This window comes from Chryseolinea serpens (assembly GCF_900129725.1).
GTDB classification, from domain to species: Bacteria; Bacteroidota; Bacteroidia; order Cytophagales; family Cyclobacteriaceae; genus Chryseolinea; species Chryseolinea serpens.
Map to the genome: position 1 here is coordinate 829,510 of NZ_FQWQ01000003.1, position 17,328 is coordinate 846,837.

Sequence of the window (17,328 nt, forward strand, 5' to 3'; positions counted from 1 at the left end):
AAATAACTATGGAATCATTACACACAGAAGCCACGGCACTCCTGATGAAGCTTATCGCTACCCCTTCTTTCAGTAAGGAAGAGGAGGAAGTGGCCTTCATCATCGAGGAGTTTTTTGAGAAGCATGGCGTGCACACCTATCGCCGGGCCAACAACGTATGGGCACGCAACAAGCATTTCAATCCCGCCAAACCCACGGTGTTGCTCAACTCCCACCATGACACGGTCCGGCCCAACTCCGGCTACACACGCGACCCCTTCAAACCCGAGATCATCGACGGCAAGTTGTATGGTTTGGGCAGCAACGATGCCGGTGGTCCGCTGGTGTCGCTCATGGCCACTTTCCTGCATTATTATCATCGCACCGATCTCAAATACAACCTCGTGATCGCGGCCACTGCTGAAGAAGAGATCTCCGGCACGGGCGGTGTGGAAAGCATCTGGTCGTCGTTGACACCCATCGACTTTGCGATTGTGGGCGAGCCTACACTCTGCAACATGGCGACTGCCGAAAAGGGATTGATGGTATTGGACTGCCTCGCAAAGGGCAAGCCTGGTCATGCCGCGCGCGAGGAAGGGATCAACTCCATCTATGTGGCTTTACCCGACATCGAATGGTTCAGAACCTTCCGCTATCCGAAAGTTTCGGAGACGCTGGGACAGATGAAAATGACCGTCACCATCATCAACTCCGGAAGCCAGCACAACGTGGTACCTGCCGAATGCCGGTTCACGGTTGACGTCCGGGTGACGGACGCCTATACGCTGGAAGAGGCACTCGAGATCATCAAACAACATGTTACTTGCGAGGTGACACCTCGCTCATTGCGCATGCGCTCGTCGGGCATCGCCCTGGATCATCCCCTGGTGCAATCCGCTAAGAAATTGGGGCTCGAGCTTTATGGCTCCCCGACAACGTCCGACCAGGCGCTTATTCCTGTGCCTTCTGTGAAGATGGGCCCTGGAGATTCGGCGCGCTCTCATTCGGCGGATGAATTCATCTTTGCGCATGAGATCGAACAAGGCATCACCACCTACATCAAACTGTTGGACAACGTTATCGTATCATGACCGCCTCGGAGAAAACGGCTTTGATCGTGATCGATGTTCAATACGGGATTGACGAGGCCGGGCATTGGGGTGGCAACCGGAACAATCCTTCGGCGGAAGACAATATCGCACGGTTATTAAAACACTGCCGCGCATTGAATTTGCCCATCGTCATCATTCAACACGATTCAGTCGATCCTTCATCGCCTTTTCGTCCCGGACAGAAAGGAAATCAATTAAAAGATTTCGTCACGGTTTTACCCGGTGAGAAATCGATCCATAAATCAACGGCCAACGCCTTTATCAGAACCGACCTGGAAAACTTTCTCAGGGCACACAATATTTCAAAAGTGATCATCACGGGTTTTGTCACCAACAATTCCGTGGAGGCCACCGCGCGTATGGCCGGCGAGTTGGGTTTTCGCACCACGGTGGTGTCGGATGCCACGGCGAGCTTTGATAAGATTGGGGTGGACGGTGCAACCTATTCCTCCACGTTGATCCACCAGGTATCGTTGTCCAATTTGAAAGACGAGTATGCTTCCATCGCCACCACGGCGGAAGTGATCGCGTCGCTGACTCCCACAAGCAAACCCTTAATCGCATGAAACTCTGGCAAAAAGATAAGGCCTCGTTGAAAGAGGTCGAAAAATTCACCGTAGGGAAAGACCAGGAGATGGACTTGTTCCTGGCGCCATTTGACGTGCTGGGGTCGCTGGCCCACATCACCATGCTGGAGTCGATCGGATTGTTGACCGCTGAAGAATTGAAAGTGCTTTCGGCAGAGTTGAAAAATATCTATGCCAGCATCGCCGCGGGCGACTTCAAAGTAGAAGCCGGTGTGGAGGATGTGCACTCGCAAGTGGAGTTGGAGCTCACAAAGCGGTGCGGCGAAATGGGCAAGAAGATCCACAGCGGCCGCTCGCGCAACGACCAGGTGCTGGTGGACATCAAGCTGTTCCTTCGCGCGGAGATTGAAAATGTGATCGGCGAAGTACAACCACTTTTTGAATTGTTGCTGCAACAAAGTGAAAAATATAAAGATCATCTGTTGCCTGGCTACACCCATCTCCAGTTGGCCATGCCCTCGTCGTTTGGCTTGTGGTTTGGCGCTTACGCGGAAAGTTTGGTGGATGATGTGATCACGCTGCAGTCGGCCTATCGCGTGGCCAATAAAAATCCTTTGGGTTCCGCGGCGGGCTATGGTTCTTCGTTTCCCTTGAATAGGACGATGACCACGAATCTGCTAGGGTTTGAATCGTTGAACTACAACGTCGTCTATGCGCAAATGGGAAGGGGAAAGACCGAACGCATTGTGGCTAGCGCTTTGGCAAACATTGCGGCCACGTTGAGCAAGCTGTCGATGGATGCTTGTTTGTTCATGAATCAAAACTTTGGCTTTATCGGGTTCCCGGATGAGTTGACGACGGGGTCCAGCATCATGCCGCATAAAAAGAACCCGGATGTGTTTGAGCTGATCCGTGCGCGGTGTAATCAGTTGCAGGCATTGCCTAACGATATTGCGCTGGCTACCGTCAATTTGCCTTCCGGCTATCATCGCGATATGCAGCTTTTGAAGGAGCTGCTTTTTCCGGCCATCCAAAACCTGAAGGATTGCTTGCGGATGATGCAGCTGATGCTCTCAAACATCAAGGTGCAAGATCATATCCTGAGCGACGAGAAGTATAAATTCCTTTTTAGTGTGGAGGAGGTGAATAAGCTGGTACTGGCGGGCATGCCCTTCCGGGATGCCTATAAGAAAGTCGGCATGGACATCGAGAAAGGTCTTTATCACCCCGATACGACCGTGCATCATACGCATGAGGGGAGCATTGGCAACCTTTGTCTTAGCGAGATACGCAGTGCCATGGAGCGCGCGTTGGCGGAATTTCGTTTCGCGGAGGTTGAGGCTAAATTGAGTGCTCTGGTAGGCCGATAAAATACTTTTACCTCGGAGGCCCAAAGGCGCAAAGTTATGCGAGAATTCTCCGCATTAGCTTTGCGCCTTTGCGTCTTTCTGTGCTCGCCGAAGCTTCAGCGAAGGTGAGGCGGTGAACCCCTTGATACCTCCACAAAACACTCCCGTGATTTAAAACGTTTTTTTGCTACTTTCACACTTGCTCATGAAGAACCAACCGATTGCAACTTATGTGCTGATGGCCATTAATTTCGTGGCCTATGCTATACTGGCCATTCACCAGCAGAGCCCCATACTGGACACCGTCGACATCATCACGATCTTAAAAGCCGGCGCTAATTTTAATCCGTTCACCCTGGGTGGCGAGCCCTGGCGGCTGATCACGTCCATGTTCCTCCACTTTCACATTCTTCATCTGCTGGTCAACATGTTTGCCTTGTATTCGTTAGGTCGCGACCTGGAGGAGGGTGTTGGTTCGCTTCGCTTTGTGATTCTTTATTTTATTTGCGGATTGGCGGGAGGGGTGATGAGCCTGGCCTTCAATGTTTATGTACCCAGCGCGGGCGCGTCGGGAGCGTTGTTCGGATTGTTTGCCTATCGTTTGGTGGCCGATCTTCTGGGAACATACGAAGATCGTCAACAATTCACGTCGGTGATCATCAATTTTGTGATCTTCCTGGTGATCATGACGGGGGTTTCATTTTTCATGAACCTCGATCACGCCGCCCATGCCGGAGGTTTTGTGGCGGGAGTAGTGTTGGCGGTGCTGCACGTTAAGCTGCGTGTCCTCATCGACAACCGGTACCTGGCCGTGATCGCCGTCGCGCTGCCCTTCACCTTGCTGTTGCTTCCGAAAGGCCAGCTTCAATACTATCGCATCTATCAACGCGTTCGCGCCACGGAAGACCAAACCCATCATTACTTTCGCGATCTCCGCACCGATGCCGAACTGGGCGACAGCCTTCGCCTGATCTTAACCAGCTGGCAAGACATTCGACAATCCTTGAAAGATCTACCCTCCGTCCCGCAGAAGCTTGCCGCCGACACGGCCTCCATGAAAATGTACGTGGGCTTCCGGGCAGATGAAACAGCTTATCGAGTGAACCTCATCCTACGCGAATCCTATGTCTACATGGACAGCCTCGAGGTGGTGGCGGCAAAACTCGGCACCGTGCCCCCGTTGCAATATGGCCTCACCTTCACGAAGCGCCCCAGCGAGCCGGAACCCGACAGCACCGATTCGCCTTCGCCTTCAATGGCGATGAAGAAGGTTTTCTTTGATTCAGCCTGGCGCGAAACAGACGACCCCAACACCGCGCGCTTTTATCGCATCGGCACCCAGGACTCGGCAGGCCGATGGCAGGGACCCGTGCGCGACTATTATCGCGACGGCGCCATCCAGATGAAAGGACAATATCTGCGGGGCATGAAGAATGGCATCTTTCTTTACTATTCGGAACGAGGAACCTATTCTTCCGCAGGACGCTATGATAAAGAAGAGTCCATCGGGCGCTGGGAAATATATCACTGGAACGGCAAGCTGGAAAGTGAAGTGTTCTACAACGGCGAGGGCTACACCCGTAGTGTATGGGACTCGTTGGGAAACCCACAAGTCGAGAACGGCCGAGGCAAAGCCATCCGCTGGTACACCACGGGACAGGTTTCTGAAGAAGGCCCCTATCAAAACGGCCGCCGCGATGGCGACTGGTATGGGTTTCATCCCGATGGCAAGCCCTATTTCCACGAGATCTATCGCGACAACCGTATCGTTCGCGGTGTATCGGAAGACCGTAAGGGCAAGCGCTATGTCTATGATCAGACGAGCCTCTATGCCTTTCCTGTAAAGGGCATGGCGGAATACCGGAAATATCTTTTTCTTAACACACGCAAGCCACCGGGGTTCAAGAGTGGTACAGTGAAGTTGGTATTCAATGTAGGGGCCGATGGGTCGATGTGGGACTTTGTGATCATCGAGGGCGTGTCGTCGGAGCACGATGCGGAAGCGATCCGCCTTATCAAGGAAGGACCTCCATGGCGTCCCGGTTTATTGCATGGTTATGAGAAGTTGCCCTCGCAGGGTTACATTGAAGTCATATTCTAAAGGCGACGATCAGTAAAACGTCAACCATAAAAATTATGCAACGCCGAACATTTATTCAAACGACTGCTGCTGCCACTGTGGGATTTGCGGCGGCACCACTCATCAAAGTTTTGGGGAAGGATAAAAAATACACCACGGCACTCATTGGCTCGGGATGGTGGGGCGGCAACATTTTGCGCTGCGCCATCCAGGCCGGCGAAAGTAAAGTGGTGGCCTTGTGCGATGTCGATGAAAATCAAATCAAAGCCACGCTGGCGGAAGTAAAAAAACTCAGCGGCGACACGCCGAAGATCTATCGCGACTATCGCGAGTTGCTGGCCAAGGAAAAACCCGAGATCGTGATCGTGGCCACGCCCGACCATTGGCATCCACTCATCGCCATCGCGGCCATGAAGGCCGGGGCGCACGTGTATGTGGAGAAGCCCATCTGTCACACCATCAACGAAGGCAAAGCAATGGTGAAAGCGGCGCGCGACACACAGCGCATCGTGCAGGTGGGAACGCATCGCCGTGCGTCGCCGCATAATATTTCCGGTATGCAGTTTTTGAAGTCGGGTAAGGCAGGAAAGATCGGATCGGTGAGAGCATTCGTGCACTATCCGGGCGGCCCCGGCCAGAAGACACCCGATGCCGAAGCGCCGTCTACCTTGGATTGGAACATGTGGTGTGGTCCCGCACCGTTGCGCGCCTACAATCCCACCATGCATCCGAAGGGTTTCCGCTCGTATTTGGATTATGCCAATGGCCAATTGGGTGACTGGGGCATTCACTGGATGGATCAGATCCTGTGGTGGACCGAAGAAAAACATCCCAAGAAAGTCTACTCTACGGCCAACCGCTTCATCCGCCAGGACAGCACCGACGCGCCTGACACGCAAAACGTGCTCTTCGAATTTGAGACGTTCACGGCGTCCTGGGAACACCGCCTCTATGCCGGCAACGAAGCGGAGAAGACCAACCTCGGCTGCTACTTCTATGGCACGGAAGGCACCTTCCACATGGGGTGGCTCGATGGCTGGACGTTCTACCCTGCAGATACAAAAAAACAGATCATTCATGAAGCACCAAAGCTGGACGAGCCCGATCAGCAAAACATCGCGGCGCTGTGGGCGGATTTCTTAACGTCCATCAAAACGAATAAGCTTTCTATGTGTGATATTGAAATAGGGCAGCGGTCAACAAACATGAGTTTATTGGGGATGCTCAGTTGGAAGTTGGGAAGAAGTGTGGAGTGGGATGGAGAGAAGGGATTGATCAAGAACGACGCGGAGGCGAATAAGCTGTTGAGCCGGGCGTATCGGGGAGAGTGGGTGTATCCGACGGTATAAAATTTTTCACCGCCTCACCTTCGCTCGCCGAAGCTTTAGTGAAGGTGAGGCGGTTCAAATCATGATTTTTCTTCGCGCAACGACCATCCAATGCTACCGACCAACACCAGTAGCATCATCCATGAAGCCGCCATCGTCACTTTATTGCCCGTCACATAAGCAGCAGGTTCGAATTTGAATTCAATGGTATGCTTGCCTGCCGGGATGTTCAATGCCCGCAGCACATAGTTGGCGCGCAGGATCTCGGTTTCTTTTCCATCGATCGTGGCTTTCCATCCTTTCGGATAATAGATTTCTGAGAACACCGCGAAACCGTCTTGTTGCGATTGGCTTTCGTACTTCATCCGGTTTGGTGAATGTTCGGTCAACGTAATGGTTGCTGCGCTATCCGCCGAAAAACTTCCCGCCTTAAACTTCGAGGCATCCACTACAGCCGCATGGCGCGTATCGAGGCTGCATACTTTGGCCAACTCTTCGGTGGGGGAATTAACCGTGACCACATCGTTGACAAACCAGGCATTTCCCAATGCGCTTGAGTTGGGTATGATATTGTCGCGTCCGGGGCCATATACGAGGTACTTGATGTTGAGCATATTCATGATGCCCCGCTTTTCAAGATCAAACTTTCCGGCTTGCGCATCGGTGATGAACGCGTTGGTCTCTTTGAAGAGACAAGAATCATAGAGATCCATGTAGCGTTTCAACTTGGCGCCGTGATAGCCGCCGATGGAGTTGTGGAAGTAGGAGGTGTGGGCTTCGCTGGTGAAGGCGCCGGGTTGAATGTTGTACACGCGATACAGTGTCTTGTCCTGTGCGATGGCTTTGTCGGCCTCGGTCATCGTATAGAACGTGTCTTCGCGCTTGCGCTGATAGTTGGCCTTCGTAAAGTAACGGTTGTCGACAATGGCCACATCGAGGGTGATGAGGGCGATGAAGAACGCGTAGAAAGCCACGGGCGATATTTTGGTCCAAACTTCAAAGTAGATCGTGGTAAACGCCAGCACAATAAAAACGAGGGAGCGGAACGCGTCACTTCTGAAAAGACTCATGCGGTCGTCGATCATCGCGCCGGTGAACCAGACCGGAAGTTGGTTCTCGCCTTCGCGGAGAAAGCTGAACATGCCCGCGCCCATCCAGAGCAACAAGCACAAGCCGCCAGTGGAGGCAAAGGCGATAAGCACTTTCCGCTTGGCTTCTTTTGTCAATCCCTTTTGCATGATCTTCTCCACGCCGAGCAATCCCAGGAAGGGTGCAGCAAACAGGAACAGGATCAGGGTGAAGGTTACAGATCTGAATTTGTTATATCCCGGCAGGTAGTCAAACAGGAAATAATTGAAGGTCGAGAAATTCTTTCCCCAACTCAACATGATCCCCAGCACAGCCACTGATGCCAGCCACCAAACATACTTTTTATCCGCGAAGGCGATTCCCAAGGCAAAAATGAAAACGATCACTGCGCCGGCATAGTAAGGCGCCGTGAGGCCTTGCTCGCCCCAATAGGCGACCGTGTAGTTCGCCAGTTGGTTGGCCATTTGTTCATCTTTCGAGCGCACCAGTGCTTTGTATACCTCGCTGTTCTGATCGTTCGCGATCAGGTTGCTGGTGCTGCCGCCATAGAAATTCGGGATGAGCAACACCATGGGTTCAAGGATGCTGTTGCTGTAGTCGAAGGCCCAGTTTTTGCCAGGGCCGGTTTGACTTTGTTCGGCCCCGTGTGCCACCAACTCCGACTTTCCACGAATGGAATAGGATGTATATTCCGTCACAGCCCACATCGGTCCAAAGAATGTGCCGGCACCTATGACGGCCGCCACAATCAGAACACCGATCGTCTTCGCGAAGTCGGGGAGGGTCTTCTCGCGGAAGGCTTCGATGAGGCGGATCAGGCCATAGATCAAAACGATCAGCAACAAGTAATAGGTCATCTGCAAGTGATTCTCACGAAAGTGCAATGCCAGCGCCGCCGTGGTCACACCAAACCCAAGGATTCGCTTCCCTGAAAAAGCAAGATGAATTCCCGCCACTACTAAGGGCATGAAAGCGATAGCGCCGACCCGCGCATTGTGGCCGGCCATGATGCCGATGATCATATACGTCGACAACCCAAACCCGATCGCACCCGCGATCGCCAAATAGGGTCGCACGCCAAAAGTGATCAGCATGATATAATAGCACAAAAATGCGAGGTAGATATTGGCAACGGGATGTGGAAGCTTGAAGCTGATGACGGCCTTGACATAAGACACCGCCTGGTTGCTCCACTGCACGTTGACCAGGTAGGCGGGCATGCCGCTAAACATGGTCTCTGTCCAAAGCGGTTCTTCGCCGGTCTTCTCGCGATAGTCGCGCGATGCCTTGGAAGACCCTTCCCACTGCTGGATGTCATGTTGGTTGATCACCTTGTGGTCGAAGAACACCGGGTTGAAGAAGAAGAACGTTACGATCAGGAAGATTCCAATGGCCACGCCGTGGGGCAGAACGTCTTTGGCGAAGTTTATTTTTTTCATGAATCCGTTAAGGGGATGTGGTATAAGGGGTGCAAAATAAGAAGGATTTGGGAGAAATAGGAGCCGGGAGCCAGAAGCCAGGAGCCAGGAGTTTTGTGCGGCTTAACGGGATTTAATTGTTTATCGGACAGTGCGTTACGTGCCTGCCACGCGTGCAGGTTATCCGCCTATGGTGGACATCGATTCGCTTACGGGGAGGTGATTTTTGCGGCGTTGTTCGGCTTCGAAGCCGTCTTTGGCGCGGTGTTGGAAGGCGGTGTGGAGTTGTTGTTTGATATAGTCGTCGGAGTGGTCCGCGCGCAAGAGGGCGCGGAGGTCGAGGGCGCCGTCGTCGTAGAGGCAGGTTTTGAGGGTGCCTTGGGCGGTGATGCGAAGGCGGTTGCACGTGCCACAGAAGGTGCGGCTGAAGGCGGCGATGATGCCGAGGTTTCCGAGGTGGCCTGGGATGGAGTAGGTGTAGGCCGTGGAGTGCTGCGGGTCGGGAAGTTTGACCAGGTTGGGGTAATGCGATTTGATATAGTCCAGGATGCGGGTGTACGTCCAATGCAGGGTGGGGTAGTGGTTGCCCTCGCCGTTGAACGGCATTTCTTCGATGAACCGGACCTCGACGCGCTGGTTTCGGGTGAGCTCGATCAGCGGCACGATGTCGTCGATATTTTTTCCTTCCATCACCACGGCATTGATCTTCACAGCAATGTCGTGTTCCAGCAGCAGGTTCAGGGTGTTCATGACGGGCTCAAATTCGTCGCGGCGGGTGATGACCCGGAAGCGCTCGCGGTCGAGCGTGTCCAGGCTGAGGTTTACAGAGGCGATGCCCATCTTTTTGAGAGCGCCCACATGTGGTGCCGTCAGCACGCCGTTGGTGGTGAGGTGCAGGTCTTTGATGCCTGGAATTTCGGTGATGCGCTGCATCAGGTCCATGAGATCGTGCCGTACAAAGGGCTCGCCGCCGGTGAGCCGGATCTTCGACACGCCGAGCGACGCCAGGAGTGTGATGAGGCGTTCGATCTCTTCGAAGGTGAGCAAGTCTTTTTTGGGCAGGTAGCGGATGCCCTCTTCGGGCATGCAATAAAAGCAACGCAGGTTGCAGCGGTCGGTTACGGCCAGGCGCAAGTAGGTGAGGGGCCTTCCATGATTGTCGTAAAGCGGGGTCACAGCAGCGTTGAATTTACCAGTCGTAAATGTCAAAGATATTCAATATTTGACAATTCCCCGGTCGCCTGTTTCAAGCAAACGGGGTGTCTCTACAACATTTTCCTGGCCCATAGAATTCAATGCTTTTCAATGTTTGTGATGCTTTCGCGCCGCTGGGGTGTTCACCAACACTATATAGAACATGGAAAATATGACGTAAACAAGGCAATACCACGTATTGCCCGTGCGGGCCAGTTGAAAGACGGTAAAGAAGGCACCCGTCACGATCAGGATCACGGCAACTACTCGGAGTCGCATAAGGGCAGCATTAGGTTGCTAAAACCATCCACACGCTTCTACAGAAAACCAGAAGCACAGCACACTCTGCATTCCCTTCCCGACGAATGGATTCGCGGGGAAGTCAAAACCGTTTACGCCCTCTATCGTATCCGGGCCATGGCGCGAACCGGGAATGTGCCCACGCCCTTGAACTTGGGTGGGACGGCACTGAACGTGAACCCATCGGCCGGCAGTGTATACAAGTTACACAAATGTTCGACAATAAGTATCTCTGCCCCCAGTAAGGTGGTATGTACAGGCCGCTCCTTATCCCGGGTATCATCGATGTTGTGGGAGTCGATGCCTACCAGTTTCACGGCACAGTCGCGCAGGAATTCGGCGGCTTCACGGGTCACATAGGGATGGCCTTCATAATATTTTTCCGTATTCCAATGCGCATCCCAGCCCGTGTGGAGCAACACCGCGCGGTTCCGTATTTCATAGTTTTGCACATGCTCCCGCGTGATGGCTTGCGACTCCGTGTAGGGCACGCGGATCACCACCCCTTCCAGGTCGGCAAACCGTTCCAACCCAAACTCGGAAACATCTTTGCCATCTTCAAACCGGTGAAAGGGACAATCGATGTAGGTCCCCGTGTTGGTCACCATTTCTATTTTCCCGATCTGAAAGGTTGTGCCCGGCGCATAAAATTGTTTCGAATCCTCGCGACTCAAATAATCACAGATCACCGGGGCAGGCAAACCCTTGTAGGTGACCAACCCGGCCGTGATGGTATGACTAAGATCGATGAGTACAGACGACCCGCTTTGTTCCTTGATAGGCTTTCGCTTATGCGGCTCCGTCAGAATTTCTTTGTTCAGAATCTTGGCTTCCCCCACCATCAGCAGCCGCAGGTCGGCGATGATATAGTCGGCCAGGGCTTTGTCAGAAATAGTATCCCCCTCGATGTCGAGGCGAAAATCTTCCCCCTTGATGTTGCCACCATTGGTGAAATAAATCTCAAAATCAAATTTTACGCGTCTATCCATGTCCACAGAACGAACAGGATCGCTTCAGGGTTGTTAGACAAAGGATGGAATTTGAAAAGAAAAATGTGACACACCCGCCACACGCCGTTGTTGGAGCGCCGTTGTTGGAGTTCTTCTCCAACAACACCAGCTTCGTCACTCATTCCCAATACCAGCCAACGATACGTATCTTTACATCATAAACACACCACCATGAGCCAGGCATTTGTCAGAGAAGGCGACGAACAATCGTTGTCGGAGATCGACCCAACCCTAAACGCCCTCATCCGTTTCCTCACCCTCGAGAACGGCGGCATACGCGTCTACGAAAAACGCGCCAACACCGACGCCGCCGGCAACACCTTACACACCATGAGCAACGGCCTCACCTACGGCAAAGACCAAAACGGCCGCTGGGAAATAAAGCAGTAGCCACCACTCATCCGTCCCAGCATAGTCTCCTGTCTCAGGGACTATGCGTCCCCTTACCCACACGCACGACTACTCATCCGCACGACTTCCTTTCGATTTACTCTTCTCCTTCTTAGCTGGCTTATACTTTTCTTTGGTATCGGATTTGTCCTTTTGCTTGTCTTTGTCTTTGTCTTTGACCTTGGTCTTATCCTTAGTCTTTTCCTTAATCTTATCCTTATCCTTATCCTTGTCTTTATCCTTATCAGCCGATGAATTCAACTCGTCTTGTAAGATGGCTTCGTCATCATCATGATCATCCCAATCGAAGCGATCATTATCCAGGTCAACGTCTACATCAACATCCATGTCGACATCAACTTCCACGGGTTCAACATCGATATCCACTTCCTCGATATCAACTTCTACAGGCTCAACATCGATATCCATTTCCTCGACATCAACTTCAACGGGTTCAACATCAACGTCAATATCCTCGATATCAACTTCCACAGGTTCAACATCAACGTCGATATCCTCGATATCAACCTCTACTGGCTCAACATCAATGTCCAGGTCTTCCAGCTCCTCCTCCATCGATTCCATGGCCAGTTCAATACTCGATTCAACCTCGTTTTCGATCTCCGCCTCGTCTATGTCAATATCAATATCCCATTCATTTGATCGGGTAGATACTTTCCTCAGACCCCTTGACCGGTCTGACTCGTCAGTAGGCTCATCTGTTTTGATCTTTTCTTTTTCAGGCTTCTTTTCCTGCTTTGCAGGTGCGGGGCCGACAGCCTGCGAAAAACCAGGCACAGCGATCATAAAAATCATCGCGAAAGCGACAAGGAAGCGGCTAAAAGGGCTCATAGCGAATTGGGAGTTTGGTACATAGCTACAATACCATCACTTTTAAAGAAGGTTACAGCGGCTGCCGACATATTCTTCCCAGCCAGCACGTCAGCACAGCACCCCCGTCTCAGGACCATGCGATCCCGGGGTAGCATAGTCTCCTGTCTCAGGGACTATGCGATCTCGTGGTAGCATAGTCCCCTGCCTCAGTGACTATGCGTTCTCCGCGGCAGCCTGGTCTCCTGCCTCAAGGTATGCGTTCTCCAGGGACTATGCGTTCTCATCCAACCACTTCTCCGCCTCCTCCGCGCTCCTGAAATTCTTCTTCGGAAACTGCGTAGTCTTCGCCACCGCATCCAACTGCATCTCCGCCACATCATCTTTCACGAGCTCGGCCACTTTCCTGACACCGCCCTTCAACAACGTCGCCTGGGCCTGCTCATGAAGCTTGCGCACTTCCTGGGGATGGGTTTTCATTTCACGCGCATCGGTCAGCAACGTGAAACCACTTTTTAATTTTGAAACGGCCTTGGTCCAGTCCGGCAAATAGTCGGGCACCACTTCCGGACTTCTCCAGAAACCAACGATGGTCAAATAGGCCCGGTTCTTTTCCGGTGACACGGCGATCTTGTACTGCTTGCTTTCGCGAATGATAGTGAGGGACATACAGAGGGTATTTGAAGTAACGCAAAGCTATTTGAAACCACGCAAATTCCCAAGAAGGCCCTCGCTCCAAAATTTCTTTTGCCTTTTGTTGTGACTTGCTTCGTGTAAGAGAATTATGAGGGGTGTTATCTAAACGTTAAAGCCATGAAAGCAATTTGTTTTTCCCTGGCCGTCGTCACCTTGATGGCGTGTCATCCCCGTAGTGAAAAAGAACAAGAAAGTAAGGTTACGTATTCTGATTTGATCGTGGCAGCCGCAGATGAAGCTCCGGGGGCGCAGAATTATCTCACCCCACCCGCAGAAACCGATCGTAAACTCATCCGCGAGGCGCGACTGGAGATGGACGTTGCCTCGCTAAAAAATATCAGCGATTCCGTGAGCGTGCTCTTGCGCCAATACCAAGCCTATGCCTCCAACGAAGCGCAGGAAAATCAAAGGTATGATCTTCGAAAGACCATGACCATCCGCGTCGGCGAAGCGCAGTTTGAGCCCATGATGAAACGACTGGAAACCTTGGCCACGCGCATCGTCGAACGGTCGGTCACCACGCAGGATGTCACCATGGAATACACCGACCTCCAGGCGCGTCTTCGCTCCAAAAAAGAATTGGAGGTCCGCTATCACGAAATACTCAAGCAAGCCAAGACCGTAAAAGACATGCTTGCCATCGAGGAACAGTTGGGCACGACCCGCGAAGAGATCGAATCCATGGAAGCACGCTTCAAGCGCATGACCAACCTCACCACCTACTGCACGCTCGACGTTGTTTTCATTCAGCGCCTGCAAGCCCCGCCAACGGGCTTCGCCCAGGAGTTTAGTGTAGCCTTGAGAAACGGCTGGCGCAGCGTCATGAACGCCGTGCTGGCGTGTGTCAGCGTTTGGCCGTGGGCGTTCGTAGGCTTTGCGGTCATAGGTTTTGTGATCCGTTTCCGCAAACGGCGGATGGCCCAGGTTGGGTGAAAATAAATTCTGATAAACCCCGTGACTTTTCCGTGACGCCGAACTTATAGGGGAAACAAGCTTCTAAGAATCACACTCTAATTGCCCGTGACAACACACAAATGGCAAAGCCGGTAGCGAAAAACGACCCGGACAGGAACGACTTTGCCCCTGATGTTCGTCGCGAAAACATATAGTTCATGTTCAACCTAAACCGTCTGTTTTTATGAGAAACGAAAATGCAGAAGTTCCCAGCATGGATGATCTGGTATTTGAAAACCGGAACAAAGAATACGGCGCCTACGTCATCCGTAAAGCCTACTACGACAATGTTCACAAGGCCCTGTTATATGTCATGGTCTTCTTCGCCGGCGTCATGCTGCTGACAATATTCTATCCGGGCGAGCCCCTGATCAAGGTGCCGGAAGTCGCCAAGAAAATCATTCAATTCAATATTCTTCCAACCATAGAAGCACCCCGTCCGGCGGCTCCTAGTGCTCCGGTGCGGCGAGCGGCCTCGCACGTAGCCCCCACGGTAACAACGGCCGTTGTCCCCGAGGAAATCACTCCGCCGGCAACGGACACAAACACGGGTGTGCCGGATGGCGCCGTCGATGGTGTGGCACCCATGGAAGGTACGGGACCTGCGACTGCCGAACCCGTTGTAGCCACGCCTGTGGAAACAGCACCTAAAGGACCGCTTGACATCGCTGAAGTCATGCCGCAATACAAAGGTGGCTTGCAAGCCATGGCAAGATTTGTGCAAAGAAATTTGAAGTATCCCGCCGTGGCACGGCGCATGGAGACGGAAGGCTTAGTTTACGTAAGCTTTATCATCGACACCAATGGCCGTGTCATCGAGGCCAAGGCAATAAAAGGCATCAGCAAGGAATGTGACGAAGAAGCCGTTCGCATGGTATCCGCCATGTCCGACTGGCTCGCCGGCCGCCAAGGCGGCGTACCCGTCATGGTCCGCATGGTACTGCCCATCCGATTTCAATTGAATCGATAACCCCATCAGGCTTCCCCTGTGCGCCTTGCCTACCGCATCCCCGTTGTATAGGCCATCTCCGTTGGTTCGGCGCACAGGGGCAAGATTGAGTTGACCGGGCTGGTGAAGTACACCAACCCCGGCAAACTCTGTCCGCTACTTTCGTTGCGAAAACATTTACTCCCCGTTCATCCTAAACCGACTGTCTTATGAGAATCGAAAATGCAGAAATACAAAGCATGAATGACCTCGTCTTTGAAAACCGGAACAAAGCCTACGGTGCCTACTCCATCCGACAGGCCTACGCCAACAATGTTCAAAAAGCGTTGTTATTTGTGCTCGCCGCTCTCGCCGCCGCCCTGATCGTTACGCTCTTTTTTCACGGCGAGCCCATGCTGGTAGACACGAAGCCCAACACGGGCATTGTATGGAATGATTTCCCGCAATTCAAATTAACACCACAGAAACGCGCTCCATCAGCGCCGGTGCGTCGCGCACAAAGCAACGTGGCACCTACCGTATCAACGCACCGCGACCCCGAGGAAGTAAAGGAACAACAAACCGACGCCACTTCAGGAACTGCAGATGGCCCGCTCGTTGGCGAGGAACCCACAGACCCGGGAGCCATAGAAACAAAGACCGAGGTCGTTTCAATAGCTCCCCCGGAAACACATTCCGACCCGCTCACTTGGGTCAAGGCCATGCCCCAATTCGATGGCGGCCCGGAGGCCCTGGCGAGATACATGCGCAAAAACCTGAAGTATCCCGCCATCGCGCGCCGCATGACGGTTGAAGGTGCCGTGTTCGTCAGCTTCGTCGTCAACACCGATGGTCGTGTCATCGATGTGAAAGTTATCAAGGGCATCATGAAAGAGTGCGACGAAGAAGCGGTACGGGTCGTGCAGAACATGCCGCCATGGATCGCCGGCCACCAAGACAACACACCCGTCATGGTCCGCATGGTGTTACCCATCCGGTTCCAGTTGAGTCATTAATCCCACCCTACGCCGTTGTTGGTGTTCTTCACCAACAACATTTGATGGCAACGTACATTGACCGAACCAAATCAATATTCGGGCAGGAATTGGATAACTACTGCCGTTCTCTTCCATCAACAATGATTCGCCGCATCTGTTGTTGGTGAAGAACACCAACAACGGCGGGTGGAGATCATCTCCGTTGGCGCACAAGGGCAAGATGAATACCTGCTTTCTAAAGGTTCACTCTTTGGAAGGCGGGTTTCCTTTTTCTTTCAAGAACTCTTCCAGGTAGTGAAAGAGAAGATCCCAGGCTTTCTGCTCGTCGTCGTTTGCCAACGCAAGCACATGAGCGGTCCAAATAACATTGGATCCCCGCTGCACTTTCTTGCCCAGCCACCGCGATATTTCCCGGTTCCCTTCTTCGCCCGGACCCCACGCCAGGCCCGTGATAAAGCCCTCCATATAAAGCCTCAAATTGTTGAAGTTCACCGGATGAAAATACATTCCCGGCCGCTCCTTCATATGCGGAACCACCTCCGCCAGAATTTCATACGCATGCTTATTTTCCATAGGGATTCGCGAAAAAACATTAACCTTCATTTCTTTCCAAATCGATTTCTTAAGGCATAATAACCAATAATGCATGCCATGGTGGGTACACCAACAACCAGTAAATTGATCGTGGCCAAATTGTCGAGCAACGGCAGCGAATCGACTATGCTAAACGTCAGTACGATAGCGAACAGACAGATGGTCGCAAGTATTAGTGTGCCGATTCTATTCAGGGGCGCGCCAAGCACCACAACAGCAAGCACAATAACCGTCAATAACCCCAAGAACAAAGGTATCAACCCCTCTTCATGATCGGCATAGGCCGGCGTAGGTTGCGCTAGAAAAGCTAGCGCAAGAACATAGTGGAGTTTCTTCATTCGCCAATTTAATAAAATCCCGCCGTTGTCGGTGTTCTCCCGCCGTTGTTGGTGTTCTTCACCAACAACAGACGCGGCGAAAGTCATTGTTGACAGTGCCGAAACAGCAGTGCCCCATGCGGCCCCCCCTCGTACCTCGGGGCCGGGCTATTCGTTCCAAGTCCGTCCACGCACGACCCACCCACTACGGGCTTTCCACTACTATCCCTGGCC

General features: G+C 52.6%; 17 protein-coding genes. 9 read left to right on the top strand and 8 right to left on the bottom strand.

The genetic code is table 11. The annotated features are described in order from the left end of the window. Window positions 1-8 precede the first annotated feature (8 nt). From BUB30_RS23330 to BUB30_RS23350, 5 genes are all read left to right on the top strand, one after another. Window positions 9-1,070, top strand: a complete 1,062-nt coding sequence (locus BUB30_RS23330; RefSeq protein WP_073138789.1) for a M20 family metallo-hydrolase — start codon at window positions 9-11, stop codon at window positions 1,068-1,070. Next, window positions 1,067-1,657: a cysteine hydrolase family protein gene (locus tag BUB30_RS23335; RefSeq protein ID WP_073138792.1), complete on the top strand. Its 591-nt coding sequence runs from the start codon at window positions 1,067-1,069 to the stop codon at window positions 1,655-1,657. Before BUB30_RS23330 ends, BUB30_RS23335 begins: the two co-directional genes overlap by 4 nt. After that, complete coding sequence (gene argH / locus BUB30_RS23340; protein ID WP_073138794.1) at window positions 1,654-2,988, top strand: argininosuccinate lyase; 1,335 nt, start codon at window positions 1,654-1,656, stop codon at window positions 2,986-2,988. Before BUB30_RS23335 ends, argH begins: the two co-directional genes overlap by 4 nt. A gap of 163 nt (window positions 2,989-3,151) precedes the next feature. Next, the gene (locus tag BUB30_RS23345; protein ID WP_143165051.1) at window positions 3,152-5,068 is read left to right on the top strand and encodes a rhomboid family intramembrane serine protease; all 1,917 of its coding nucleotides are present in this window, start codon (window positions 3,152-3,154) and stop codon (window positions 5,066-5,068) included. Between the two features lie 35 nt (window positions 5,069-5,103). Next, window positions 5,104-6,396: a Gfo/Idh/MocA family protein gene (locus BUB30_RS23350; RefSeq protein WP_073138800.1), complete on the top strand. Its 1,293-nt coding sequence runs from the start codon at window positions 5,104-5,106 to the stop codon at window positions 6,394-6,396. Window positions 6,397-6,455: 59 nt separating this feature from the next. On the opposite strand, the gene BUB30_RS23355 is transcribed toward BUB30_RS23350, so the two are convergent. From BUB30_RS23355 to BUB30_RS23365, 4 genes are all read right to left on the bottom strand, one after another. Further along, complete coding sequence (locus BUB30_RS23355) at window positions 6,456-8,903, bottom strand: YfhO family protein (protein ID WP_073138804.1); 2,448 nt, start codon at window positions 8,901-8,903, stop codon at window positions 6,456-6,458. A gap of 159 nt (window positions 8,904-9,062) precedes the next feature. Beyond that, on the bottom strand, window positions 9,063-10,091 hold the full coding sequence (moaA, locus tag BUB30_RS23360; RefSeq protein WP_245804153.1) for a GTP 3',8-cyclase MoaA: 1,029 nt from the start codon (window positions 10,089-10,091) through the stop codon (window positions 9,063-9,065). A 93-nt stretch (window positions 10,092-10,184) separates the two neighbouring features. Next, window positions 10,185-10,355 carry a hypothetical protein gene (locus BUB30_RS35260; RefSeq protein WP_178377178.1) on the bottom strand — a complete coding sequence of 57 codons (171 nt, stop codon included), beginning with the start codon at window positions 10,353-10,355 and terminating at the stop codon, window positions 10,185-10,187. A gap of 122 nt (window positions 10,356-10,477) precedes the next feature. Continuing rightward, complete coding sequence (locus BUB30_RS23365; protein WP_073139670.1) at window positions 10,478-11,365, bottom strand: cyclase family protein; 888 nt, start codon at window positions 11,363-11,365, stop codon at window positions 10,478-10,480. Window positions 11,366-11,557: 192 nt separating this feature from the next. Between BUB30_RS23365 and BUB30_RS23370 the strand changes: the two genes are divergently transcribed. Continuing rightward, a complete protein-coding gene (locus BUB30_RS23370; protein WP_073138810.1) occupies window positions 11,558-11,776 on the top strand; it encodes a hypothetical protein in 219 nt (72 codons plus the stop codon). A 69-nt stretch (window positions 11,777-11,845) separates the two neighbouring features. Here BUB30_RS23370 and BUB30_RS23375 read toward each other — a convergent pair whose 3' ends face one another. Both BUB30_RS23375 and BUB30_RS23380 read right to left on the bottom strand, forming a co-directional pair. Beyond that, window positions 11,846-12,628, bottom strand: coding sequence for a hypothetical protein (locus BUB30_RS23375; RefSeq protein ID WP_143165052.1), 783 nt, complete (start codon window positions 12,626-12,628; stop codon window positions 11,846-11,848). A gap of 252 nt (window positions 12,629-12,880) precedes the next feature. Then, a complete protein-coding gene (locus tag BUB30_RS23380; protein ID WP_073138815.1) occupies window positions 12,881-13,276 on the bottom strand; it encodes a hypothetical protein in 396 nt (131 codons plus the stop codon). A 144-nt stretch (window positions 13,277-13,420) separates the two neighbouring features. On the opposite strand from BUB30_RS23380, the gene BUB30_RS23385 reads away from it, so the two are divergent. The 3 genes from BUB30_RS23385 (at window position 13,421) to BUB30_RS23395 (ending at window position 16,201) form a co-directional block, all read left to right on the top strand. After that, window positions 13,421-14,236: a DUF4349 domain-containing protein gene (locus BUB30_RS23385; protein ID WP_073138817.1), complete on the top strand. Its 816-nt coding sequence runs from the start codon at window positions 13,421-13,423 to the stop codon at window positions 14,234-14,236. A gap of 205 nt (window positions 14,237-14,441) precedes the next feature. Further along, on the top strand, window positions 14,442-15,227 hold the full coding sequence (locus tag BUB30_RS23390; protein WP_073138820.1) for an energy transducer TonB: 786 nt from the start codon (window positions 14,442-14,444) through the stop codon (window positions 15,225-15,227). Between the two features lie 188 nt (window positions 15,228-15,415). Then, complete coding sequence (locus tag BUB30_RS23395; protein ID WP_073138823.1) at window positions 15,416-16,201, top strand: energy transducer TonB; 786 nt, start codon at window positions 15,416-15,418, stop codon at window positions 16,199-16,201. A gap of 225 nt (window positions 16,202-16,426) precedes the next feature. Here BUB30_RS23395 and BUB30_RS23400 read toward each other — a convergent pair whose 3' ends face one another. Both BUB30_RS23400 and BUB30_RS23405 read right to left on the bottom strand, forming a co-directional pair. After that, a complete protein-coding gene (locus BUB30_RS23400; protein ID WP_073138826.1) occupies window positions 16,427-16,756 on the bottom strand; it encodes a hypothetical protein in 330 nt (109 codons plus the stop codon). Between the two features lie 26 nt (window positions 16,757-16,782). After that, the gene (locus tag BUB30_RS23405; protein WP_073138829.1) at window positions 16,783-17,202 is read right to left on the bottom strand and encodes a hypothetical protein; all 420 of its coding nucleotides are present in this window, start codon (window positions 17,200-17,202) and stop codon (window positions 16,783-16,785) included. Window positions 17,203-17,328: the final 126 nt, after the last annotated feature.